Origin of the sequence: Ramlibacter sp. AN1133 (assembly GCF_037890035.1) — a bacterium.
Classification (GTDB): Bacteria; Pseudomonadota; Gammaproteobacteria; order Burkholderiales; family Burkholderiaceae_C; genus Ramlibacter.
Genome location: NZ_JBBKTQ010000027.1, coordinates 38,286 through 54,241, shown reverse-complemented (window position 1 = coordinate 54,241; position 15,956 = coordinate 38,286). Strand labels below are relative to the sequence as shown.

At 70.8% G+C, this 15,956-nt stretch carries 20 protein-coding genes; 11 read left to right on the top strand and 9 right to left on the bottom strand.

Going from position 1 to position 15,956, the window contains the following annotated elements:
* Positions 1-20 precede the first annotated feature (20 nt).
* Positions 21-758 carry a hypothetical protein gene (locus WG923_RS25785; RefSeq protein ID WP_340353885.1) on the bottom strand — a complete coding sequence of 246 codons (738 nt, stop codon included), beginning with the start codon at positions 756-758 and terminating at the stop codon, positions 21-23.
* Positions 759-943: 185 nt separating this feature from the next.
* On the opposite strand from WG923_RS25785, the gene WG923_RS25780 reads away from it, so the two are divergent.
* Positions 944-1,318: a hypothetical protein gene (locus tag WG923_RS25780; RefSeq protein WP_340353884.1), complete on the top strand. Its 375-nt coding sequence runs from the start codon at positions 944-946 to the stop codon at positions 1,316-1,318.
* Positions 1,319-1,436: 118 nt separating this feature from the next.
* On the opposite strand, the gene WG923_RS25775 is transcribed toward WG923_RS25780, so the two are convergent.
* Positions 1,437-2,282 carry an ATP-grasp domain-containing protein gene (locus tag WG923_RS25775; RefSeq protein ID WP_340353883.1) on the bottom strand — a complete coding sequence of 282 codons (846 nt, stop codon included), beginning with the start codon at positions 2,280-2,282 and terminating at the stop codon, positions 1,437-1,439.
* 125 nt (positions 2,283-2,407) lie between these two features.
* Between WG923_RS25775 and WG923_RS25770 the strand changes: the two genes are divergently transcribed.
* Both WG923_RS25770 and WG923_RS25765 read left to right on the top strand, forming a co-directional pair.
* Positions 2,408-3,433 carry a tellurite resistance/C4-dicarboxylate transporter family protein gene (locus WG923_RS25770; protein ID WP_340353882.1) on the top strand — a complete coding sequence of 342 codons (1,026 nt, stop codon included), beginning with the start codon at positions 2,408-2,410 and terminating at the stop codon, positions 3,431-3,433.
* A 140-nt stretch (positions 3,434-3,573) separates the two neighbouring features.
* Positions 3,574-3,936 (top strand): hypothetical protein, encoded by a 363-nt coding sequence (locus tag WG923_RS25765; protein ID WP_340353881.1) that lies wholly within the window; start codon positions 3,574-3,576, stop codon positions 3,934-3,936.
* Positions 3,937-3,942: 6 nt separating this feature from the next.
* Here WG923_RS25765 and WG923_RS25760 read toward each other — a convergent pair whose 3' ends face one another.
* Positions 3,943-5,406: an LVIVD repeat-containing protein gene (locus tag WG923_RS25760; RefSeq protein WP_340353880.1), complete on the bottom strand. Its 1,464-nt coding sequence runs from the start codon at positions 5,404-5,406 to the stop codon at positions 3,943-3,945.
* Between the two features lie 124 nt (positions 5,407-5,530).
* Between WG923_RS25760 and WG923_RS25755 the strand changes: the two genes are divergently transcribed.
* Complete coding sequence (locus WG923_RS25755; RefSeq protein WP_340353879.1) at positions 5,531-5,806, top strand: hypothetical protein; 276 nt, start codon at positions 5,531-5,533, stop codon at positions 5,804-5,806.
* Between the two features lie 49 nt (positions 5,807-5,855).
* Here WG923_RS25755 and WG923_RS25750 read toward each other — a convergent pair whose 3' ends face one another.
* The 3 genes from WG923_RS25750 to nthB form a co-directional block, all read right to left on the bottom strand.
* Positions 5,856-6,218, bottom strand: a complete 363-nt coding sequence (locus tag WG923_RS25750) for a nitrile hydratase accessory protein (protein WP_340353878.1) — start codon at positions 6,216-6,218, stop codon at positions 5,856-5,858.
* A complete protein-coding gene (locus WG923_RS25745; RefSeq protein ID WP_340353877.1) occupies positions 6,215-6,931 on the bottom strand; it encodes a Crp/Fnr family transcriptional regulator in 717 nt (238 codons plus the stop codon). The genes WG923_RS25750 and WG923_RS25745 overlap by 4 nt, the downstream gene beginning before the upstream one ends.
* Positions 6,932-7,023: 92 nt before the next feature.
* Entirely contained in the window at positions 7,024-7,698 is a 675-nt protein-coding gene (gene nthB, locus WG923_RS25740) for a nitrile hydratase subunit beta (protein ID WP_340353876.1), read from the bottom strand.
* A gap of 84 nt (positions 7,699-7,782) precedes the next feature.
* Here nthB and WG923_RS25735 point away from each other — a divergent pair, with 84 nt between their 5' ends.
* Positions 7,783-8,055, top strand: a complete 273-nt coding sequence (locus tag WG923_RS25735) for a hypothetical protein (protein ID WP_340353875.1) — start codon at positions 7,783-7,785, stop codon at positions 8,053-8,055.
* On the opposite strand, the gene nthA is transcribed toward WG923_RS25735, so the two are convergent.
* Positions 8,049-8,675, bottom strand: coding sequence for a nitrile hydratase subunit alpha (gene nthA, locus WG923_RS25730; protein WP_340353874.1), 627 nt, complete (start codon positions 8,673-8,675; stop codon positions 8,049-8,051). The genes WG923_RS25735 and nthA overlap by 7 nt on opposite strands.
* A 41-nt stretch (positions 8,676-8,716) precedes the next feature.
* Positions 8,717-9,139, bottom strand: coding sequence for an RcnB family protein (locus WG923_RS25725; protein WP_340353873.1), 423 nt, complete (start codon positions 9,137-9,139; stop codon positions 8,717-8,719).
* Positions 9,140-9,432: 293 nt separating this feature from the next.
* On the opposite strand from WG923_RS25725, the gene WG923_RS25720 reads away from it, so the two are divergent.
* From WG923_RS25720 to WG923_RS25695, 6 genes are read left to right on the top strand one after another with little or no spacing between them, the layout of a single operon-like run.
* The gene (locus WG923_RS25720) at positions 9,433-11,457 is read left to right on the top strand and encodes a ribonucleoside triphosphate reductase (protein WP_340353872.1); all 2,025 of its coding nucleotides are present in this window, start codon (positions 9,433-9,435) and stop codon (positions 11,455-11,457) included.
* Positions 11,458-11,485: 28 nt separating this feature from the next.
* Positions 11,486-11,677, top strand: coding sequence for an anaerobic ribonucleoside-triphosphate reductase (gene nrdD / locus WG923_RS25715; protein ID WP_340353871.1), 192 nt, complete (start codon positions 11,486-11,488; stop codon positions 11,675-11,677).
* The gene (locus WG923_RS25710) at positions 11,661-12,359 is read left to right on the top strand and encodes an anaerobic ribonucleoside-triphosphate reductase activating protein (protein WP_340353870.1); all 699 of its coding nucleotides are present in this window, start codon (positions 11,661-11,663) and stop codon (positions 12,357-12,359) included. Before nrdD ends, WG923_RS25710 begins: the two co-directional genes overlap by 17 nt.
* Positions 12,360-12,404: 45 nt before the next feature.
* A complete protein-coding gene (locus WG923_RS25705) occupies positions 12,405-13,274 on the top strand; it encodes an alpha/beta fold hydrolase (RefSeq protein WP_340353869.1) in 870 nt (289 codons plus the stop codon).
* Positions 13,271-14,233 (top strand): Bug family tripartite tricarboxylate transporter substrate binding protein, encoded by a 963-nt coding sequence (locus WG923_RS25700; protein WP_340353868.1) that lies wholly within the window; start codon positions 13,271-13,273, stop codon positions 14,231-14,233. The genes WG923_RS25705 and WG923_RS25700 overlap by 4 nt, the downstream gene beginning before the upstream one ends.
* A gap of 2 nt (positions 14,234-14,235) precedes the next feature.
* Positions 14,236-14,724, top strand: coding sequence for a cupin domain-containing protein (locus tag WG923_RS25695; RefSeq protein ID WP_340353867.1), 489 nt, complete (start codon positions 14,236-14,238; stop codon positions 14,722-14,724).
* Positions 14,725-14,841: 117 nt separating this feature from the next.
* Here WG923_RS25695 and WG923_RS25690 read toward each other — a convergent pair whose 3' ends face one another.
* Positions 14,842-15,867 (bottom strand): AraC family transcriptional regulator, encoded by a 1,026-nt coding sequence (locus WG923_RS25690; protein ID WP_340353866.1) that lies wholly within the window; start codon positions 15,865-15,867, stop codon positions 14,842-14,844.
* Positions 15,868-15,956 lie beyond the last annotated feature (89 nt).

The window sequence follows — 15,956 nt, the reverse complement described above, 5'->3', positions numbered from 1 at the left end:
GCCGCGCCCCGCAGCGCGCGTCAGCGGCTGTAGAAGCCGTAGCGCTGGCCCGTGTTCACGTGCGCCGCGATACGCTGGTTGCCGCTGCGCAGGATGACCTCGGCATCGCGGAACGCACCGGGGTCGTCACGCCGGCGCAGCGTGTATCTGCCCACGTAGACGCCGGGGCGCACTTCGCGCAGGGGCAGGTTGCGCACCACCTCCGGCACGTTCACCGCCACGCGGGCGCGGGGCGTGCCTTCCACGCGGAAGCGCAGCACCTGGCCGGGCTCGAGGTCGTCCGAAGGCGACATCGTGAACGCGCTGACCGTGGCAGTCGTGGCCGGGCCTGCGCCCATGCCGAGCGACTGGAACGACGGCGGGAAGTCGAACGCGACGGCCACCGGGCCTTCGCCCCAGCCCGCGCGCACCGTCATGGCCTGCCGCGGATCGATGCGTTCGCCGCGCCGGATCACGTGCGTGCCGACGTATTCGCCCGGGGCGCGCTCGCGCAGCGCGATGCGGATGCCGCTGGCGCCGAGGGTGGCGTTGGCCCAGCGCGCGTCGGGCGTGCCGTACACCTGCACCCGCAGCGTGGCGCCCGGGCTCAGGCCCGCATCGGAGTTGAGCGACATGTTGGTGATGCGACCGGGCGCGACCTGCGCCACGCGGTACTGCGGCGCGTATTGCGCCGCGGCCGGCTGGGCCACGATGGCGGCACCGAGGGGAGCCAGCAGCAGCAGGGCCGCGGCGACGTTCTTGCGAAGAGTGGGTTTCATGGAATCTGACCTCCTGTGGATTGCGGTTTCCATGGAGGTGAGATTAGGGCGCGCCCCATGAACGCATGGTGAACGGACACGAGGCTCCCGTAGGAGCAGCGCGTTCGGCGCTGCGGAAGCCGGCCTACATCGCGGATGCCTCGGCAGCGCGCGCCGGTCGCCGCGCGCGGCCTATCATCGCGCGCATGACGGCAGCCGCGCTCCATTACCTCGACTTCGACTACAGCGAGGACGCGCACGGGCACGGCTGCTTCGATGCGATGGCCTCCGCGGCGCCGGCGCAGCTGCGCCGTCTGCAGGACGAAGTCGCGCGCGTGCTCGATTGGGCCCATGCGCAGTTCGGTGCCCCGGGCGCGCTCGACGAAGGCGGCGAGTGGGATTGCGAATTGCAGGCGGTGCGCGAGGTCGCCACCGCGCTGGAGGTGCGCCACCGCAGCGGCGCGGGCCTGGAGTTGCACCCGGGCGCGACCGGCGAGCCGCGCGTGACGATCAGCGTCACCCTGACCGGGACGGCCGCCTTCTGCACGGCGCTGCGCGAAGCCTTCGCCCTGGAGTCTTGATTTTTTTCGGGCTCGGCCCTTCCACTTCAGCAGGCTGGCGGCGGCGGCGCCGCGAGGGGGTCACCGGCCCCGCGCTTCCACGTCCCGCCTGCCGCCAGCCTGCATGGAACCCTCGTGCTCACGCCACCGCACCCTGCAGGAGCCCGGCCCATCCGGCCGAGACGTGCAGCGTCGGCGGCTGGCGCTGCAAGGGGACCTGGCCGCCCAGCACGTTCTCGATGTGGCGCGCGAGCAGCGCGGCGCCCTGCGCCACGCCCGCGAGGCAGGGTGCGCGGTCGAAGTCCACGACGACCGGGCCCTCGCGTCCCTGCACGATCTCGATCCCGTACACGCTCAGGCCGAACACGCGGCCGCAGCGCAGCGCGATGTCGTGCAGTTCCGCCGTGACGGGAACGGCGCCGCCCGCTTGGCGTTCCGTCGCGAACACCAGCTCGCCGATCGCCTGCAGTCGCAGGTCCGGCCCGCGGCGCTCGATGAACTCCTGCACCAGCACGGGCTGCTCGCGCAGCGGGATGCCGACCAGGTCGTCCGGACCGTGCGCCACCACGTTCTTCGCGCCGCCGCAGTCCCGGTAGGGCTTGACGATCACGGTGCGGTCGGAGGCCAGTTCGCACAGCATCGCGAAATCGGCCGTCACCCACGACCGCGGAACCGGCACGCCAGCGGCCGCCAGCCGGCTCGCGGCGGTGATCCGGTTCTGCGCCAGGGCGCAGGCCGGGTAGGGGTTGAGGAACTGGCCGCCGCGGTCATGCAGGACGGCCGCCACGCTGAGGGCGAGTTCGCTGCGCGATTCGAGCACGTAGAGGTCGTGCCGCACGCACAGCCGGTCCGGACACAGCAGCGCCGCCTCCGGGATCCCACGGGTCACCGTGAAGCCCCGGTCGGCCAGCATCGCCATCGCCGACACGAAGGTCGCGCATGGCTGCAAATGCGCCTGCTCGTCGAGCAGGAAATGGATCTTCATGGGCTCCGATGCTAGGCAGCGAGCCGCGCCTGCGCGAGGTCAGGTGGTGACGGCCGGCCCGTACTGCCTGCGCGAAATGCCGGCACCTTGGTTCTTCTCGGCCGAACCGCGTTAGATTTGTGAGGATGCGTTTCTCCTCGCCTTCCTTCGCGCTGGTCATGGCGACGGGCATCGTCGCGATCGCGGCGCGCCAGCAGGGCTGGCCGCGGCTCGCGCTGCTGCTGTTCGACTCCAACGTCGTCGCCTGGCTCACGCTGTCGCTCGCCTCGATGTGGCGGCTGGCGCGGCACCGCGGGGACGTCGCGGGCGACCTCGCGAGCCTGCAGCGCGCCCCGGCCTTCTTCACGGCGGTGGCGGGCACGGGCGTGCTGGCCGGCGGCATGCTGGTGCTCGACGTGAACTTCGTCTTCGCGTGCGTGCTCGGGCTGCTGGCGCTGGTGCTCTGGTTCGTGCTGACCTACGCCGTGTTCGCGGCGGTGATCACGGGCGAGGACAAGCAGCCGCTCGAACGCGCCATCGGCGGTGCCTGGCTGCTGGCGGTGGTGGCCTGCCAGTCGGTGGCCGTGACCGCGGCGCTGCTGTCGGGGCATTTCGCGCAGCCCTGGCGCCTGCAGCTCAATTTCCTCGCGCTGGGCATGTGGCTGTTCGCGGGCATGCTGTACACGTGGATCATCGCGCTGATCTTCTACCGCGCGCTGTTCCTGCGCTTCGCGCCGGCCGACCTCGCGCCGCCGTACTGGATCAACATGGGCGCGATGGCGATCTCCACGCTCGCCGGCGCGCAACTGGTGGCCAACGCGGCGCAGGCGCCGTTCCTGGAGGCGCTGCTCCCCTTCCTCAAGGGCTTCACCATCCTGTACTGGGCCACCGGCACGTGGTGGCTGCCGCTGCTGGTGGCCCTCACCGCCTGGCGTTACCTGGTGCGGCGCGACGCACTGCGCGCCGAGGGGCTGGACTGGAGCATGGTGTTCCCGCTCGGCATGTATTCGGCCGCGACGCACCACATGGATGCGCACGTCACCGCGGGCCTGCTGGCGCCGCTCGACACCTGGTTCTTCGGGCTCGCGCTGCTTGCCTGGGGCGCCACGGCCCTGGCGCGCACCTCCTTGTGGTGGCGCGGAGCGCGCGCTCGCGCGCCGGTCCCGGACTGACACCCGTCTCTGGTCCGGTACGGTACCGTTCCGGTGATTATTCCTTTAGGGAATCTTCTCATCCGTGGAGCGACGGAGCGCCTTGCGGCCGCGTATGTACGGCTTGTAAAGTCGGCCTCCCGTCACAGCGCAGCCGTCCCATGATCTCCCACTCACCCGAACAGGCCGCCATCGCGTCCGAACTCGAACGGCAACTCACTGCGTACGAGGACGGCCTGCGCGAGCTGCTGCAGCGGCGCTGGGATCCGGAGCTGTACCGCGAACTGTCGGACCGCTTCGACGGGATGCAGATGCAGGCCACGCTGCTGCCCAAGCTGGCGGCGAGCTGGACCGAGCTGCTGATCACGCGCGTCGACCTCACGCATGCCCTGTGGGCGCTCAGTTCGCCCAGCCGCGTGAACGGCAAGGTCGTGGCGTACCACGCCCGGCACAAGGTGCTGATCGAGGAAGTGCGGCGCAAGTGCCGCGAGTACATCGCCAAGGGCGAGCGCGTCAGCGCCTGATCCCCTTCACTGCAGGCCCGCCAGCGCCCGCCCTTCCGGGGTGAGCCGCAGGATGTGCAGACCCGTGTTGGCCCGGTCCACCGCGTAGACGTAGCCGCGCTCGTCGACCTCCACGTTGTTGGTCTGGATCGCGATGCGGCAGCGGTCGCGTCCGTCCACCTTCACGCAGCGCGGCGCGGTGTTCGCGGTCGTCGCCGGGATGTAGAAGCCGACCTCGCGCGGCTGGAACGGGTTGCGGATGTCGAGCGCGCGCACGCCCGCATTGAAGTGCGCGAGGAACACCAGCTTGCGGTAATACACGGCCGCGAAACTCTCGTTCGACGAGTGCGTGCCGAAGCGGCCGCCGCGGCTGCAGAAATGCCCGCTCGCTTCCGGCACCGTGAAGCTGGAGATGAACTGCGGCCGCGTCTCCACCGTGATGTCCAGCAGCCAGGCCATCTGCCGCGGCTCGGCGCACTCGTTGGCGATGGCCTCGTTGACGACCAGCAGCACGTCGCGCCGGGCCTCGCGGTCGTGCGCGAACTCGGGCACCTCCAGGCCGAGGATGGGGAAGGTGGTGTGGGCGCCTGTCATGGGCGCCATGTCCAGCCGCGCGACCTGCGGCGCCAGCAGGTTCTCGCTGGTGGGTTCGCGCGGCCCGCGCAGCAGCTTCTGCCGGTCGACGATCTGGACGATGCCGTTCTTGTTGGTGCCGTAGCCGAAGTAGACGCGGTTGCCGGCGGGGCCGGTGGAGATCGCGCCGTGCAGTTCCTGCGGCGCATCGCCGGTCGCGCCCGGCTGCTGCCCCGGCAGGCCGAAGTTGCGGATGAACACCGGCCGTGCCGGGTCCGACAGGTCGTAGACCTGCGTCATGCGGCGCGTGCGCCAGCCCTCCAGGCCCGACACCAGGTAGGCGATGCCGCTGTCGCATTCCCAGAAGTTCTTGTGCGTCCCCTTCAGGCCGCCGAGCTGCGCCAGGCGCACGGGCGCGGCGGGATCGCTCACGTCCCATACTTCGTGCGCCGAATTGCCGAAGGTGCGCAGCATGTAGAACTTTGCCGCGTCCGCCTTCGGCAGGCCGCGGCCGGAGCACACCCGCACCATCTGCGCGCCGCCGGCCTCGTCCAGCCCTTCCTCGCCCGGGACGTGGGCCAGCAGCCTCGGGTTGGCGGGGTCGGTCACGTCGAGGATCGAGGTGCCGTTGAATTCCGCGCGGCCGGTGAGCGGATTCAGGGGGCGCGGGTTCTGCGCGCTGCCGCCGTGGTGGCCCACGTACAGGATCCAGCGGCCGTCCTGGTTCTGGAGCGTGGGCTGGTAGGCGCTGCGGGCCTGCAGGTCGTGGTGGCCCACCAGTTCCATGTTGCGGGCTTCGGCGGCGTGCTGCGCGCGCGCGGCGGCGCAGGAGAGCAGGGCGGCCGCCAGCGCCGCGCAGGCGCGGAGGGTGGCCATCGCGTGCGGGCGCGCGCCGTTGACGTTGAGCGGGACGGTCATGCGGCCTCCGGGATGGGAGACGCACACTAGTTCTGCGGTGTCACGCCGTCAATGGAATATTTCCCGCCGACCGACAGGGCCCCCCGAGGCAGTGCAGACTCCGGCCAGGAACAAGGAGCTTCCGGTGATCGTCGTCTTCTGGATGGAACATGCGCAAGGGCAAGGACAGCCGCAGGCGCGCAGCTTCGCCTCGGACGCGCTGGCGCAGGCGCTGCGCTGGGCGGAGGAACTGCGCGCGCGCCGCAAGGCCGGCGAAGCGATCAGCCACGTGGCGATCCAGTCCGAGCTGCCCGAGGCCGTGGGCCCGGCGGGGGTGGCGGATGCGCCCGCGGACTATGCGCACTACAAGCGGCGCATCGATCCCGCGATCCCGCTCGGGCGGCCCTCGGGCGGCAGCTAGGAGCCTGGGCGGCAGCGAAACGCGCAGGCTCGTTGCCCTGCCGCCGGGGCTAGTCGCCCGAAAAGTCCGAGGGCTGCAGTTCGATCGGCTGGCCGTGCGGCGTGCGGTCGGACGCGTGGTCCCAGGCTTGCTGGTAGCGCTGCAGTTCGACCGGCGACGAGGCGCCCTTGTCCGCCACGATCTGCTCCAGCGCCTCGAGCCACTGGCGGTAGTAGGCGTCGGCGGCGTCCTCGCCCGGCTGCGCCGGCGCGGTCTGGATGCGCTCGGCCAGCGCCTTCGCCCATTCGGTCCAGGAGAACAGGCCGCGCTCGTACAGCGCGAGCGTCATCGCGAAGGCCTGCGCCTGCCAGGGCGCGCGGAACACGGGCCCGTTCTCGTCGCGCGGCTGTCCGGGGAGGTTGCCGAGGCTCATGCGGGTGGGGACAGCATGCGTGCGTACTCGGTGCGCACGAAACCGTAGCAGCGGCAGGCCGCGGCTTCCAGCCCGTCGCGGTCCGTCACCTGGATGCGGCCGCGGCTGTAGCGGATCAGCCCCCGCTGCTGCAGCGACCCCGCCACCTGGTTCACGGTGGCGCGCCGCTCGCCGAGCATCTGCGCCAGGAATTCCTGCGTGAGGTCGAACTCGTCGCCGTCCACGCGGTCGTGCGTCTGCAGCAGCCAGCGCGCGCAGCGCTGCTCCACGGCATGCGCGCGGTTGCAGGCCGTGCCCTGCGCGATCTGCACCATCAGCGCATTCGCGTAGCGGTGCAGCACGCGGCCGAACGGGGGCTGCGCCGCCACGCACTCGCGCAGGTCGGCCGCGCTCATGCGCCAGCCCGTGCCCTCCACCTGCACGAACACGCGGCCGAAACTGAGCTGCGCGCCCAGCAGCAGGCCCACGCCCAGCATGCCCTCGCTGCCGATGGTGGCCACCTCGACGTCCGTCTGCGCGGCCGCGGAGCCGAGCATCGACAGCACGCCGGCGGTGGGGAACCAGGCGTGCGTCATCGGCGCCTGCTCCAGGTACAGGTCCTCGCGCAGCGCGAGGGGCACCGGGACCAGCCGCGGCGCGAGGGCGCGCAGCGAGTCGTCGTCGAGGAGCGCGAGCAGGCGGTTGCCCCGCACCTCGGAATGCACAGTGTCCATGCGCTCGTTCTGGAAGGGAAGAAGTGGCCGAGTGCCCGTTATAGCGCCAAGCGCTCCCTTTGAGGGGAGCCATCCAGGGACCAACTGGGCCGTCACGCGAAATCCAGGTAGGCTTCCCACGCATCGATGGACACGCGCAGTCCTGGGGCGGCATCCGGCCCCCACAGTTCGGCGCCCTCGAACACCACCGTGTAAAGCGGCTGCGGGTCCTCGCCCAGGCCCCGGGCGTGGGCGTCGGCGAAGACGTGCGCGCCGTGCACCCTGGCGATCGTCCCCACCTTGCCGCGCGCGTATCCGGGCAGGCGCGTGTGGTGGGGCACGGGCCGGGCGCGGGTGCGCACGCGATCGCCGGGCGCGAAGCGCGGCGCCCGCGCGTCCGGCCGCACGGTGGGGGAGCCGGCCGCGAGCGCGGCGGCGACCTGGTCCGCCCGCAGCACCCGCGCGAGCGGCACCGGCGGATGCAGCATGCGCCCGGCCGCGAGTTCATCGGCATGCAGCTGCCCGCGCTCGAGCATCAGCTTCTCCAGCGCCGCGAGCCAGATCTGGTAGTAGGACAGGCGCAGGTAGCCGGGCAGCGTCTCGCGCGCCGAACGGCTCATGTCGATGTTCCAGCTGCCGGTGGCGCCCATGGCGAGCACGAGCGCGAGGGCCGCGGGCTCCCACGCGGCGTGGAAGCGCACGTCCTCGTCTTCCGGCTGCACCGGGCCGAAGCCGGGGCGGCCGCCCAGGTCGGCATGGGTCGTGTACGACGCGGCAGGATCGGTCATGCGGCCATGATGGCATGCGGGGTGATCGCGCGCCAGCGGGTGCCTGCAGGCCGCGCCGCATAATCGGCGCGGGAGGTGAATCGCATGGACAACAGGCACCTTGCGTTGCTGCTGGCGGCGGTGGTGGGCAGCGGCGCGCTCGCCGGCTGCGGGGGCGGCGGCGGCAATCCGGGCCAGTGCAACGGCAGCCCCGCGGTCTGCGGCGAGGGGGACGCGCCCGCGACCACGAGCGGCACGAGCACGACCACGACCACCACGACCGGGACGACGACCAACACCGGCACGACCACCACCACCGGCAGCACCGCGGCCAGCGCGCCCGCCGAAACCAACTTCACCGCCGGCACCGGCTATTGAGCCGGCGCCTTCGGCAGCCCGGTGCCTATCATCGAATCGCGCGTGACCAGCTCGGCGAGCTGCTCCTCGCTCATGCCTTCGGTGCCCGGGGGGCGCTGCGGGATGACGAGGTAGCGCACTTCCGCCGTCGAATCCCACACGCGGACCTGCTTGCCGGGCGGCAGCGTGACGCCGAATTCCGCCAGCACGCCGTGCGGATCGCGCACCGCGCGCGAACGGTAGGGCGCGCTCTTGTACCAGACCGGGGGCAGCCCCAGCACGGGCCACGGGTAGCAGCTGCACAGGGTGCACACGACCATGTTGTGCACTTCGTCGGTGTTGGGCAGGGCCACCATGTGCTCGCCCTGCCGGCCGGTGTAGCCGAGCGATGCGATTGCCGCGGACGCATCGCGCATCAGCCAGTCGAAATACGCCGGATCGGACCACGCCTTGGCGACCACGCGCGCACCGTTGCGCGGGCCGATGCGGGTCTGGTAGGTCTCGACGATCGCGTCCAGCGCGCCCGGGTCGATGTAGCCCTTCTGCGTGAGGATCGTCTGCAGCGCGCGCACGCGCAGGTCGGTCTCGTCGAGATCGCTGTGCGCGTGCGGATGCGCTTCGGAAGGGTCGTGCTCGCCCATGCGCGCGACTATGCCGCAGGCGGCACGGGCATGCAATCTCGTCAGCCGATCAGGCTGCGGAGGATGTCGACCACCAGGTTGTTGTTGGACACCAGCACGACCTGGTTGTCCACCACCGCGTAGCGGTAGCCGGCCGGCGGCGGCGGCAGCGTGCTGCGCACCCGCTGCGGGACCACGAACACGGCGCCCGGCGGCAGCGCCTGGCCCACGACGACCCGGTGGGCGTGGCCCGGGGGCAGGCAGCCGTTGTGCTTCCTGGCCAGGCCCGGCGGGCAGGCGCGGTTCACGTGGCGGGGCTCGGCGATCACGACTCGCCGCTCGATCACGCGGACTTCGTCGCGGTCGCGGTCGTCGTGCCCGCGGCCATGGCCATGGCCGTGCCCGTGGCCGCCATCCGCCAGCGCGGGCCCGACGGCGACGGCCGCCAGCAGGGCGGCGAAGAGGGTGTTCTTGGTGAGCTTCATGGGGAGTCTCCTGTCCAGGTTTCGTCCCAGCATTGCCCCGTTGTGCCCGCGCGATTGTAGGAACGCCGCGCGTGTCCGCGAGCGCCGGGACGGACCCGGGGTGCCGGGGCGACACACGCCTGTGCCGTCGCCTGCGCCAGAGCCAGTGCCCACTCCGAGGTCGGCCGCCACGCTGCCGGCGGGTCGCCGCCCGTCACGCGGCCGTGGAAACTTGAGCTGGATCAAGACACTAGATGTAGGGTGTTGCCGATACTCCGGGCGCTACATATAGCGTTTTGAGGAGGGAAGAGACGATGAACGTGGCCCTGCATCCCGCGCCGCGGGAAGTGATCAAGCGCAGCGGCGAACGCGCGCCGTTCGATGCGAGCAAGATCGAGAACGCGCTCGCCCGCGCCGGTGCCGCCAGCGGCGAATTCGACGCCGACGAAGCCGCGCTGCTCTCGGCCCAGGTGCGCAAGGTGCTGATGTTCCGCTTCCACGGCCAGGCGCCCCAGATCGAACAGATCCAGGACGTGGTGGAGCAGACGCTGATCGCCGCCAACCACCTGAAGACCGCGCGCGCCTACATCGTGTACCGCGAGCAGCACGCGGCCATGCGCCGCGGCCGCCAGACGCTGGTGGACGTGCAGGCGTCGATGAGCGAGTACCTCTCCCGCACCGACTGGCGCGTCAACGCCAACGCCAACCAGGGCTACTCGCTGGGGGGCCTGATCCTCAACGTGGCGGGCAAGGTCACGGCCAACTACTGGCTGTCGCACGTCTACACGCCGGAGATCGGCGACGCGCACCGCAGCGGCGACATCCACATCCACGACCTCGACATGCTCTCCGGCTACTGCGCCGGCTGGTCGTTGCGCACGCTGCTGCACGAGGGCCTGAACGGCGTGCCCGGCAAGGTCGAGGCGGGGCCGCCGCGGCACATGTCGTCCGCCGTGGGGCAGGTGGTCAACTTCCTCGGCACGCTGCAGAACGAGTGGGCGGGCGCGCAGGCCTTCTCCTCCTTCGACACCTACATGGCGCCCTTCATCCGCAAGGACGGCATGACGTACGAACAGGTGCGCCAGTGCGTCCAGGAACTGGTGCACAACCTCAACGTGCCTTCGCGCTGGGGCACGCAGACGCCGTTCACCAACCTCACCTTCGACTGGACCTGCCCGGACGACCTGCGCGAGCAGGTGCCCGTGATCGGCGGCGAGGAAATGCCCTTCACCTACGGCGAGCTCGGCGCCGAGATGGACATGATCAACCGCGCCTTCATCGAGGTGATGATCGAAGGCGACGACAAGGGCCGGGTCTTCACCTTCCCGATCCCCACGTACAACATCACGAAAGACTTCCCCTGGGAGTCGGAGAACGCCACGCGCCTGTTCGAGATGACGGCGCGCTACGGCCTGCCGTACTTCCAGAACTTCATCAACTCGGAGCTCGAGCCGAACATGGTGCGGTCCATGTGCTGCCGCCTGCAGCTGGACGTGCGCGAGCTGCTCAAGCGCGGCAACGGCCTGTTCGGCAGCGCGGAGCAGACCGGCAGCCTGGGCGTGGTGACGGTCAACTGCGCGCGCCTGGGCCACCTGCACCGCGGCGACGAGGACGGCCTGCTGCGCGCGCTGGATCGCCTGCTGGAGCTGGGCAAGCAGAGCCTGGAAACCAAGCGCAAGCTGATCCAGCGGCTGATGGACCAGGGGCTGTTCCCGTACACGAAGCGCTACCTCGGCACGCTGCGCAACCACTTCTCCACGCTGGGGGTGAACGGCATCAACGAGATGATCCGCAACTTCAGCGCGGGCGAACACGACATCACCAGCGCCTGGGGCGAGGCCTTCGCGCTGCGCCTGCTCGATCACGTGCGCGAGCGCATCGTCGCTTTCCAGGAAGAAACCGGCCACCTGTACAACCTGGAAGCCACGCCGGCGGAGGGCACCACCTACCGCTTCGCGCGCGAGGACCGCAAGCGCTGGCCCGGCATCCTGCAGGCGGGCACCGACACGCATCCCTACTACACCAACTCGTCGCAGCTGCCGGTGGGCTTCACCGACGATCCCTTCGAGGCGATGCAGCGGCAGGAAGCGCTGCAGTCCAAGTACACCGGCGGCACCGTGCTGCACCTGTACATGGGCGAGCGGCTCTCGAGCGCCGAAGCCTGCCGCACGCTGGTGCAGCGCGCGCTGACGCGCTTCCGGCTGCCCTACATCACGGTCACGCCGACCTTCTCGATCTGCCCCACCCACGGCTACCTCGCCGGCGAGCACAAGTTCTGCCCGAAGTGCGACGAGGAGCGGCTGGCGCGCAAGCGTGCCGCCCTCGCGCTGGCCGCCTGATCCCCTTGAAGCCACGAAAGGAGTGCGCATGACCGTCCCCCCCAACACCCTGCAGCCGGACTTCGTTCGCTGCGCCGACGGCGTCGAGCTGTCCGACGAGGAGCGCCAGCCCTGCGAGGTCTGGACCCGCGTGATGGGCTACCACCGGCCCGTCGCCAGCTTCAACACCGGCAAGAAGGGCGAGCACCAGGAGCGGCGCTTCTTTGCCGAACCCTGCTGACATTGCCAGCACCGCCCGCCTGCGGGTGGGCGGCCTGCAGCGCTGGACCAGCATCGACTTTCCCGGCCGGCTCGCCGCGGTGGTCTTCTGCCAGGGCTGCCCCTGGCGCTGCAGCTATTGCCAGAACCCCGAGCTGCTCGATGCGCGAGCGGGGCCGCAGCTCGCCTGGGAGGAGGTCGTGAACTTCCTGCGCGGCCGCCGCGGCCTGCTCGACGGGGTGGTCTTCTCCGGCGGCGAGCCGACGCTGCAGTCGGACCTGGGCGCCGCGATCCGGGAAGTGCGCGGGCTCGGCTTCGAGGTCGCGCTGCACACCAGCGGCATGTACCCCGAGCGCCTGCGCGAGGTGCTTCCGCTGCTGGACTGGGTCGGCCTGGACATCAAGGCACCGTGGCACCGCATGGACCCCATCACGGCTTCGCGCGGCAGCGCCTCGCGCGTGCTGGATTCGCTGCTGCAGGTGCTCCTGAGCGGCGTGGCGCACGAGTGCCGCACCACCTGGTCGCCGGAGCTCTTTCCCTTGCACGAATTGCACACGCTGACGGAGGAACTGGCCGCGCTGGGTGTCAGGCGCTGGTGCCTGCAGCAGCTGCGCGGCGGGACGATGCCGCATGCGGCGCCGTGGCGCGGCGACCTGGCGCTGTTCACTTCGCGGTTCGACGCGTTCGAATTCCGGCCTGCGTAGAACCGCCCTTGCCAGCGGGCGCTTTCGCTGGCACAAAGGCGCCCCATGCCTGTGCAGAACATCCGGGGCGTCCAGATCCACTACGAAGTGACGGGGGAGGCCGGCCCGTGGGTCGCGCTGGTCACCGGCGGGCGGCGCGGCTTCGCCGAGTTCCGCTCGCTGGCGCGCAGGATCGCCGATCGCGGCTTCCGCGTGCTGCTGCACGACCGGCGCAACACCGGCGCCTCCGACGTGCTGATCGAGGGCGAGGAGGGCGAGGAGGAGATCTGGGCCGACGACCTGGTCCTGCTGCTCGAAAAGCTGGATGCGCTGCCGGCCTTCGTCGGCGGAACCTCGTCCGGGGCGCGCCTGTCCATGCTCACGTACCTGCGCCATCCCGAAGCCGTGCGCGGCCTGCTGCTGATGCGCGTGACCGGCGGCGCGTTCGCGGCGGGGCGGCTGCCGAACATGTACTACGGCCAGTTCATCGAGGCGGCGCAGCAGGGCGGCATGGCCGCCGTCTGCGCCACCGAGCAGTACCAGGAGCGCATCGCGGCGAATCCCGCCAACCGCGAGCGCCTGATGGCGATGGACCCGCGCAAGTACATCGCCGTGATGCAGCACTGGCTGGAGATCTTCAACCGCGGCCCGCGCGCGCCGGTGCTGGGCATGGCGGAGGAGGCGATGCGCTCGATCCGCGTGCCGACGATCGTGGTGCCTGGCAACGACAACACGCATTCGTCCGCCAACGGCCTCGCGGCCGCGAAGCTGATTCCCGGCGCCGAGCTGTTCCGCCTGCCGATCGAGGACCAGGACGTGCCGCTGCTGCCCTTCTCGGACTGGGCGCCGCAAGAGGAAGCGCTCGCCGACGCGCTCGCGCGCTTCATGCGCCGCGTGCTCGCCGGCCACACTGCTGCAAGCAAGGAGACGACGTGAAGATCCTGGGAACCCTCTGGCTCGCGTGCCTCTGCGCGCTGCCCCTCGCGGCCGCGGCGCAGGGCTATCCCAACAAGGTGGTGCGCATCATCGAGCCGGCGGGGCCGGGCAGCGCGGTGGACGTGTTCGCGCGCAAGCTCGGCGAAGGCCTCAGCACCAGGTGGGGCCAGTCGGTGGTGATCGACAACAAGCCGGGCGGCAACAGCGCCATCGGCGCGCGCGAGGCGGCGCGCGCGGCACCGGACGGCTACACGCTGTTCCACGCCAACATCAACAACTCGTTGAACGACCTGCTGCTCAATGACGCCTGCTGCAGGCTCAACGAGGCACTGCTGCCCGTCACGCTGCTCACCGCCACGCCGCTGGTGATGGTGGTGAATCCCGGCCTGGGCGTGAAGACGCTCAAGGAGTACCTCGAGCTGGCGAAGAGGGACCCGCAGGCCCTCACCTTCGCCTCCGGCGGCACCGGCTCGGTGACGCAGTTGGTGGGCACGAAGCTGAACATGGCCACCGGCCTGAAGATCCAGGAAGTGCCCTACAAGGCGATCGGCGCCGAGATGCCCGACCTGCTGGCCGGCCACGTCAAGACCGGCTACCTCGCACCGGTGGTGGTGGCACAGCAGATCAAGGCCGGCAAGCTGGTGGCGCTGGGCGTCGCCGGCAACCGCCGCATCCCGATCCTGCCGGACGTGCCGACGCTCGCGGAGGCGGGCCTGCCGGGCGTGGAAGCTTCGGGCTGGAACGGCCTCTTCGTGCCCGCCGGCACGCCGAAGGAGATCATCCAGCGGCTGCAGGCCGACATCGCCGGCGTCATGGAGACGCCGGCGTTCAAGGCCGATGCACGCGAGCTGGGCTACGAGCTCGGGGGCGCGAGCGCCGAGGAGTTCTCGGCCTACATCAAGTCCGAAGTCAGCAAGTGGGGCGGCGTGATCCGCGACGCGAAACTCAAGGCGCAATGACCATGGCACAAGCTCCTTCCGTGCGCCGGGTGATCACGGGCCACGATGCCAGCGGCAAGGCGATCGTGAAGATCGACGAGGTCTGTACCGATTTCGTCGAAGGCCGGCCCAACGGCTTCCTGCGCAACATCTGGACGACCGACACCACGCCGGCCAGCAACGACGGCCAGGACGATGCGAGCGCGCGGCCGGGCCGCTTCACCATGATCGAGAACGGCACGGTGTTCCGCATCCTGCATTTCCTGCCGGGCGTGCAGAAGCGGGTGCACCGCACGGACTCGATCGACTACCTGGTGGTGATGGCGGGCGAGATCGACATGGAACTCGACGAGGGCGAGCAGGTGCACCTGAAGGCCGGCGACGTGATGGTGCAGCGGGGCACCGTGCACAACTGGGTGAACCGCGGCACGGAGCCCTGCACGATGGCGGTGATCCTCGTCCACGCGAAGCCGGTGGAAGCGGGCGGCAGGACGCTGAACGCCTTCGGTTGAAGTCCGTGCGCCAGCTTCGGCCCTGGCAAGGTCGAAGTCGCACCCATGCAGCAGCCGCCGCCGCTGCCGCGGCCCGACGCGCGGATGCCGGCCCTGCCGGCGCGCTGAGCGACGCGGCTAGGCACCGCGCCGGAACTCCCCCGGCGACACCCCCGCCCATTGCCGGAACGCGCGCGCGAAGCTCTTCTCGTTGCGAAAGCCCACGGCCGCTGCCACCTGCTTGACCGGCCGGGTCGTGCGCCACAGCAGTTCGCGGGCGCGCTCCAGCCGCACTTCGTCCTTCAGCTGCTGCAGGCTCGCGCCTTCTTCCTTCAGTTGCCGGTGCAGGGTGCGCGACGACACGTTCAGCAACTCCGCCAGCGCCTCCGCGCTGTGGCTGCGCTCCGGATGCGCGGCGAGCGCCTGCCGCACCTGCGGCACCAGCAGTCGGTCGCGCCGGTACTGCAGCACCGTGATCGACAGGGCGCGCTGCAGCATCTGCGCGAGCGCCTTCTCGTCGCGCCGCAGCGGCAGCTTCAGGTACTGGGCATCGAAACGGATCTCCGCCTGCGGGGCTTCGAACTGCAGCGGCGCCGGGAACATGTGCGCATAGGCGTCCGCGTGCGGCGGCGCCGCGAAGGGGAAGCTGGCGGCCTGCAGCGGGATGCGCGAATCGACGTACCAGCAGGCCAGCCCGTGCACGTTGCGCAGGAGGAAGGCGAGGCCCAGCTCGCGCACCTCGCGCGGGATCGGCCGGCGTTCCTCGATCGCGATCGCCGCGACGGCGCCGGTCACCGTCAACGACAGCCGCACGTCCCCGGTGAGCAGCCCATGGTGGCGGCACCAGCGCTTGAGCGCCACGCCGAGGACGGGCGCGCTGAGCGAGGCGCGGGCCAGCATGCCGTAGCTGCCCCAGGGCAGGCGCCGGCCATAGGCGCCCAGGCCCTCGTCGTCCAGCTCCTCCATGGCGGCCGCCGACAGCAATTCCATCTGCCGCGCCGTGATGCGGGCCTCCGCTTTCTGCAGCTGGGCTGGCGTGATCTGTGCCTTCTTGAGCGCCCGTTCGGGCCCCTGGCCGTGCATCCGGTAGGCCGCCGCGATCGCTCGGGCGAAGGCCATCGGGGTGACGGCGGCGGGCGGGCGCCGGACGGACGGGCTGGGCATGGCGGCCAGTGTGGTCGAGCTTGGCAGGATTTGCAACCCGACGCGGCCGCCCCCGCAACCCGCTTGGCCCTATGCTGTCCCCCTGCGCC

Excerpts from the sequence above, each read along its gene's own strand:
- WG923_RS25705 (WP_340353869.1), top strand. The coding sequence starts at position 12,405 with ATGCCTGTGCAGAACATCCGGGGCGTCCAGATCCACTACGAAGTGACG.
- WG923_RS25695 (WP_340353867.1), top strand. The coding sequence starts at position 14,236 with ATGGCACAAGCTCCTTCCGTGCGCCGGGTGATCACGGGCCACGATGCC.
- WG923_RS25690 (WP_340353866.1), bottom strand. The coding sequence starts at position 15,867 with ATGCCCAGCCCGTCCGTCCGGCGCCCGCCCGCCGCCGTCACCCCGATG.
- WG923_RS25735 (WP_340353875.1), top strand. The coding sequence starts at position 7,783 with ATGGACAACAGGCACCTTGCGTTGCTGCTGGCGGCGGTGGTGGGCAGC.
- nthB (WP_340353876.1), bottom strand. The coding sequence starts at position 7,698 with ATGACCGATCCTGCCGCGTCGTACACGACCCATGCCGACCTGGGCGGC.
- WG923_RS25770 (WP_340353882.1), top strand. The coding sequence starts at position 2,408 with ATGCGTTTCTCCTCGCCTTCCTTCGCGCTGGTCATGGCGACGGGCATC.
- WG923_RS25785 (WP_340353885.1), bottom strand. The coding sequence starts at position 758 with ATGAAACCCACTCTTCGCAAGAACGTCGCCGCGGCCCTGCTGCTGCTG.
- WG923_RS25750 (WP_340353878.1), bottom strand. The coding sequence starts at position 6,218 with ATGAGCCTCGGCAACCTCCCCGGACAGCCGCGCGACGAGAACGGGCCC.
- WG923_RS25780 (WP_340353884.1), top strand. The coding sequence starts at position 944 with ATGACGGCAGCCGCGCTCCATTACCTCGACTTCGACTACAGCGAGGAC.
- WG923_RS25775 (WP_340353883.1), bottom strand. The coding sequence starts at position 2,282 with ATGAAGATCCATTTCCTGCTCGACGAGCAGGCGCATTTGCAGCCATGC.
- WG923_RS25745 (WP_340353877.1), bottom strand. The coding sequence starts at position 6,931 with ATGGACACTGTGCATTCCGAGGTGCGGGGCAACCGCCTGCTCGCGCTC.
- nrdD (WP_340353871.1), top strand. The coding sequence starts at position 11,486 with ATGACCGTCCCCCCCAACACCCTGCAGCCGGACTTCGTTCGCTGCGCC.
- WG923_RS25765 (WP_340353881.1), top strand. The coding sequence starts at position 3,574 with ATGATCTCCCACTCACCCGAACAGGCCGCCATCGCGTCCGAACTCGAA.
- nthA (WP_340353874.1), bottom strand. The coding sequence starts at position 8,675 with ATGGGCGAGCACGACCCTTCCGAAGCGCATCCGCACGCGCACAGCGAT.
- WG923_RS25760 (WP_340353880.1), bottom strand. The coding sequence starts at position 5,406 with ATGACCGTCCCGCTCAACGTCAACGGCGCGCGCCCGCACGCGATGGCC.
- WG923_RS25720 (WP_340353872.1), top strand. The coding sequence starts at position 9,433 with ATGAACGTGGCCCTGCATCCCGCGCCGCGGGAAGTGATCAAGCGCAGC.
- WG923_RS25725 (WP_340353873.1), bottom strand. The coding sequence starts at position 9,139 with ATGAAGCTCACCAAGAACACCCTCTTCGCCGCCCTGCTGGCGGCCGTC.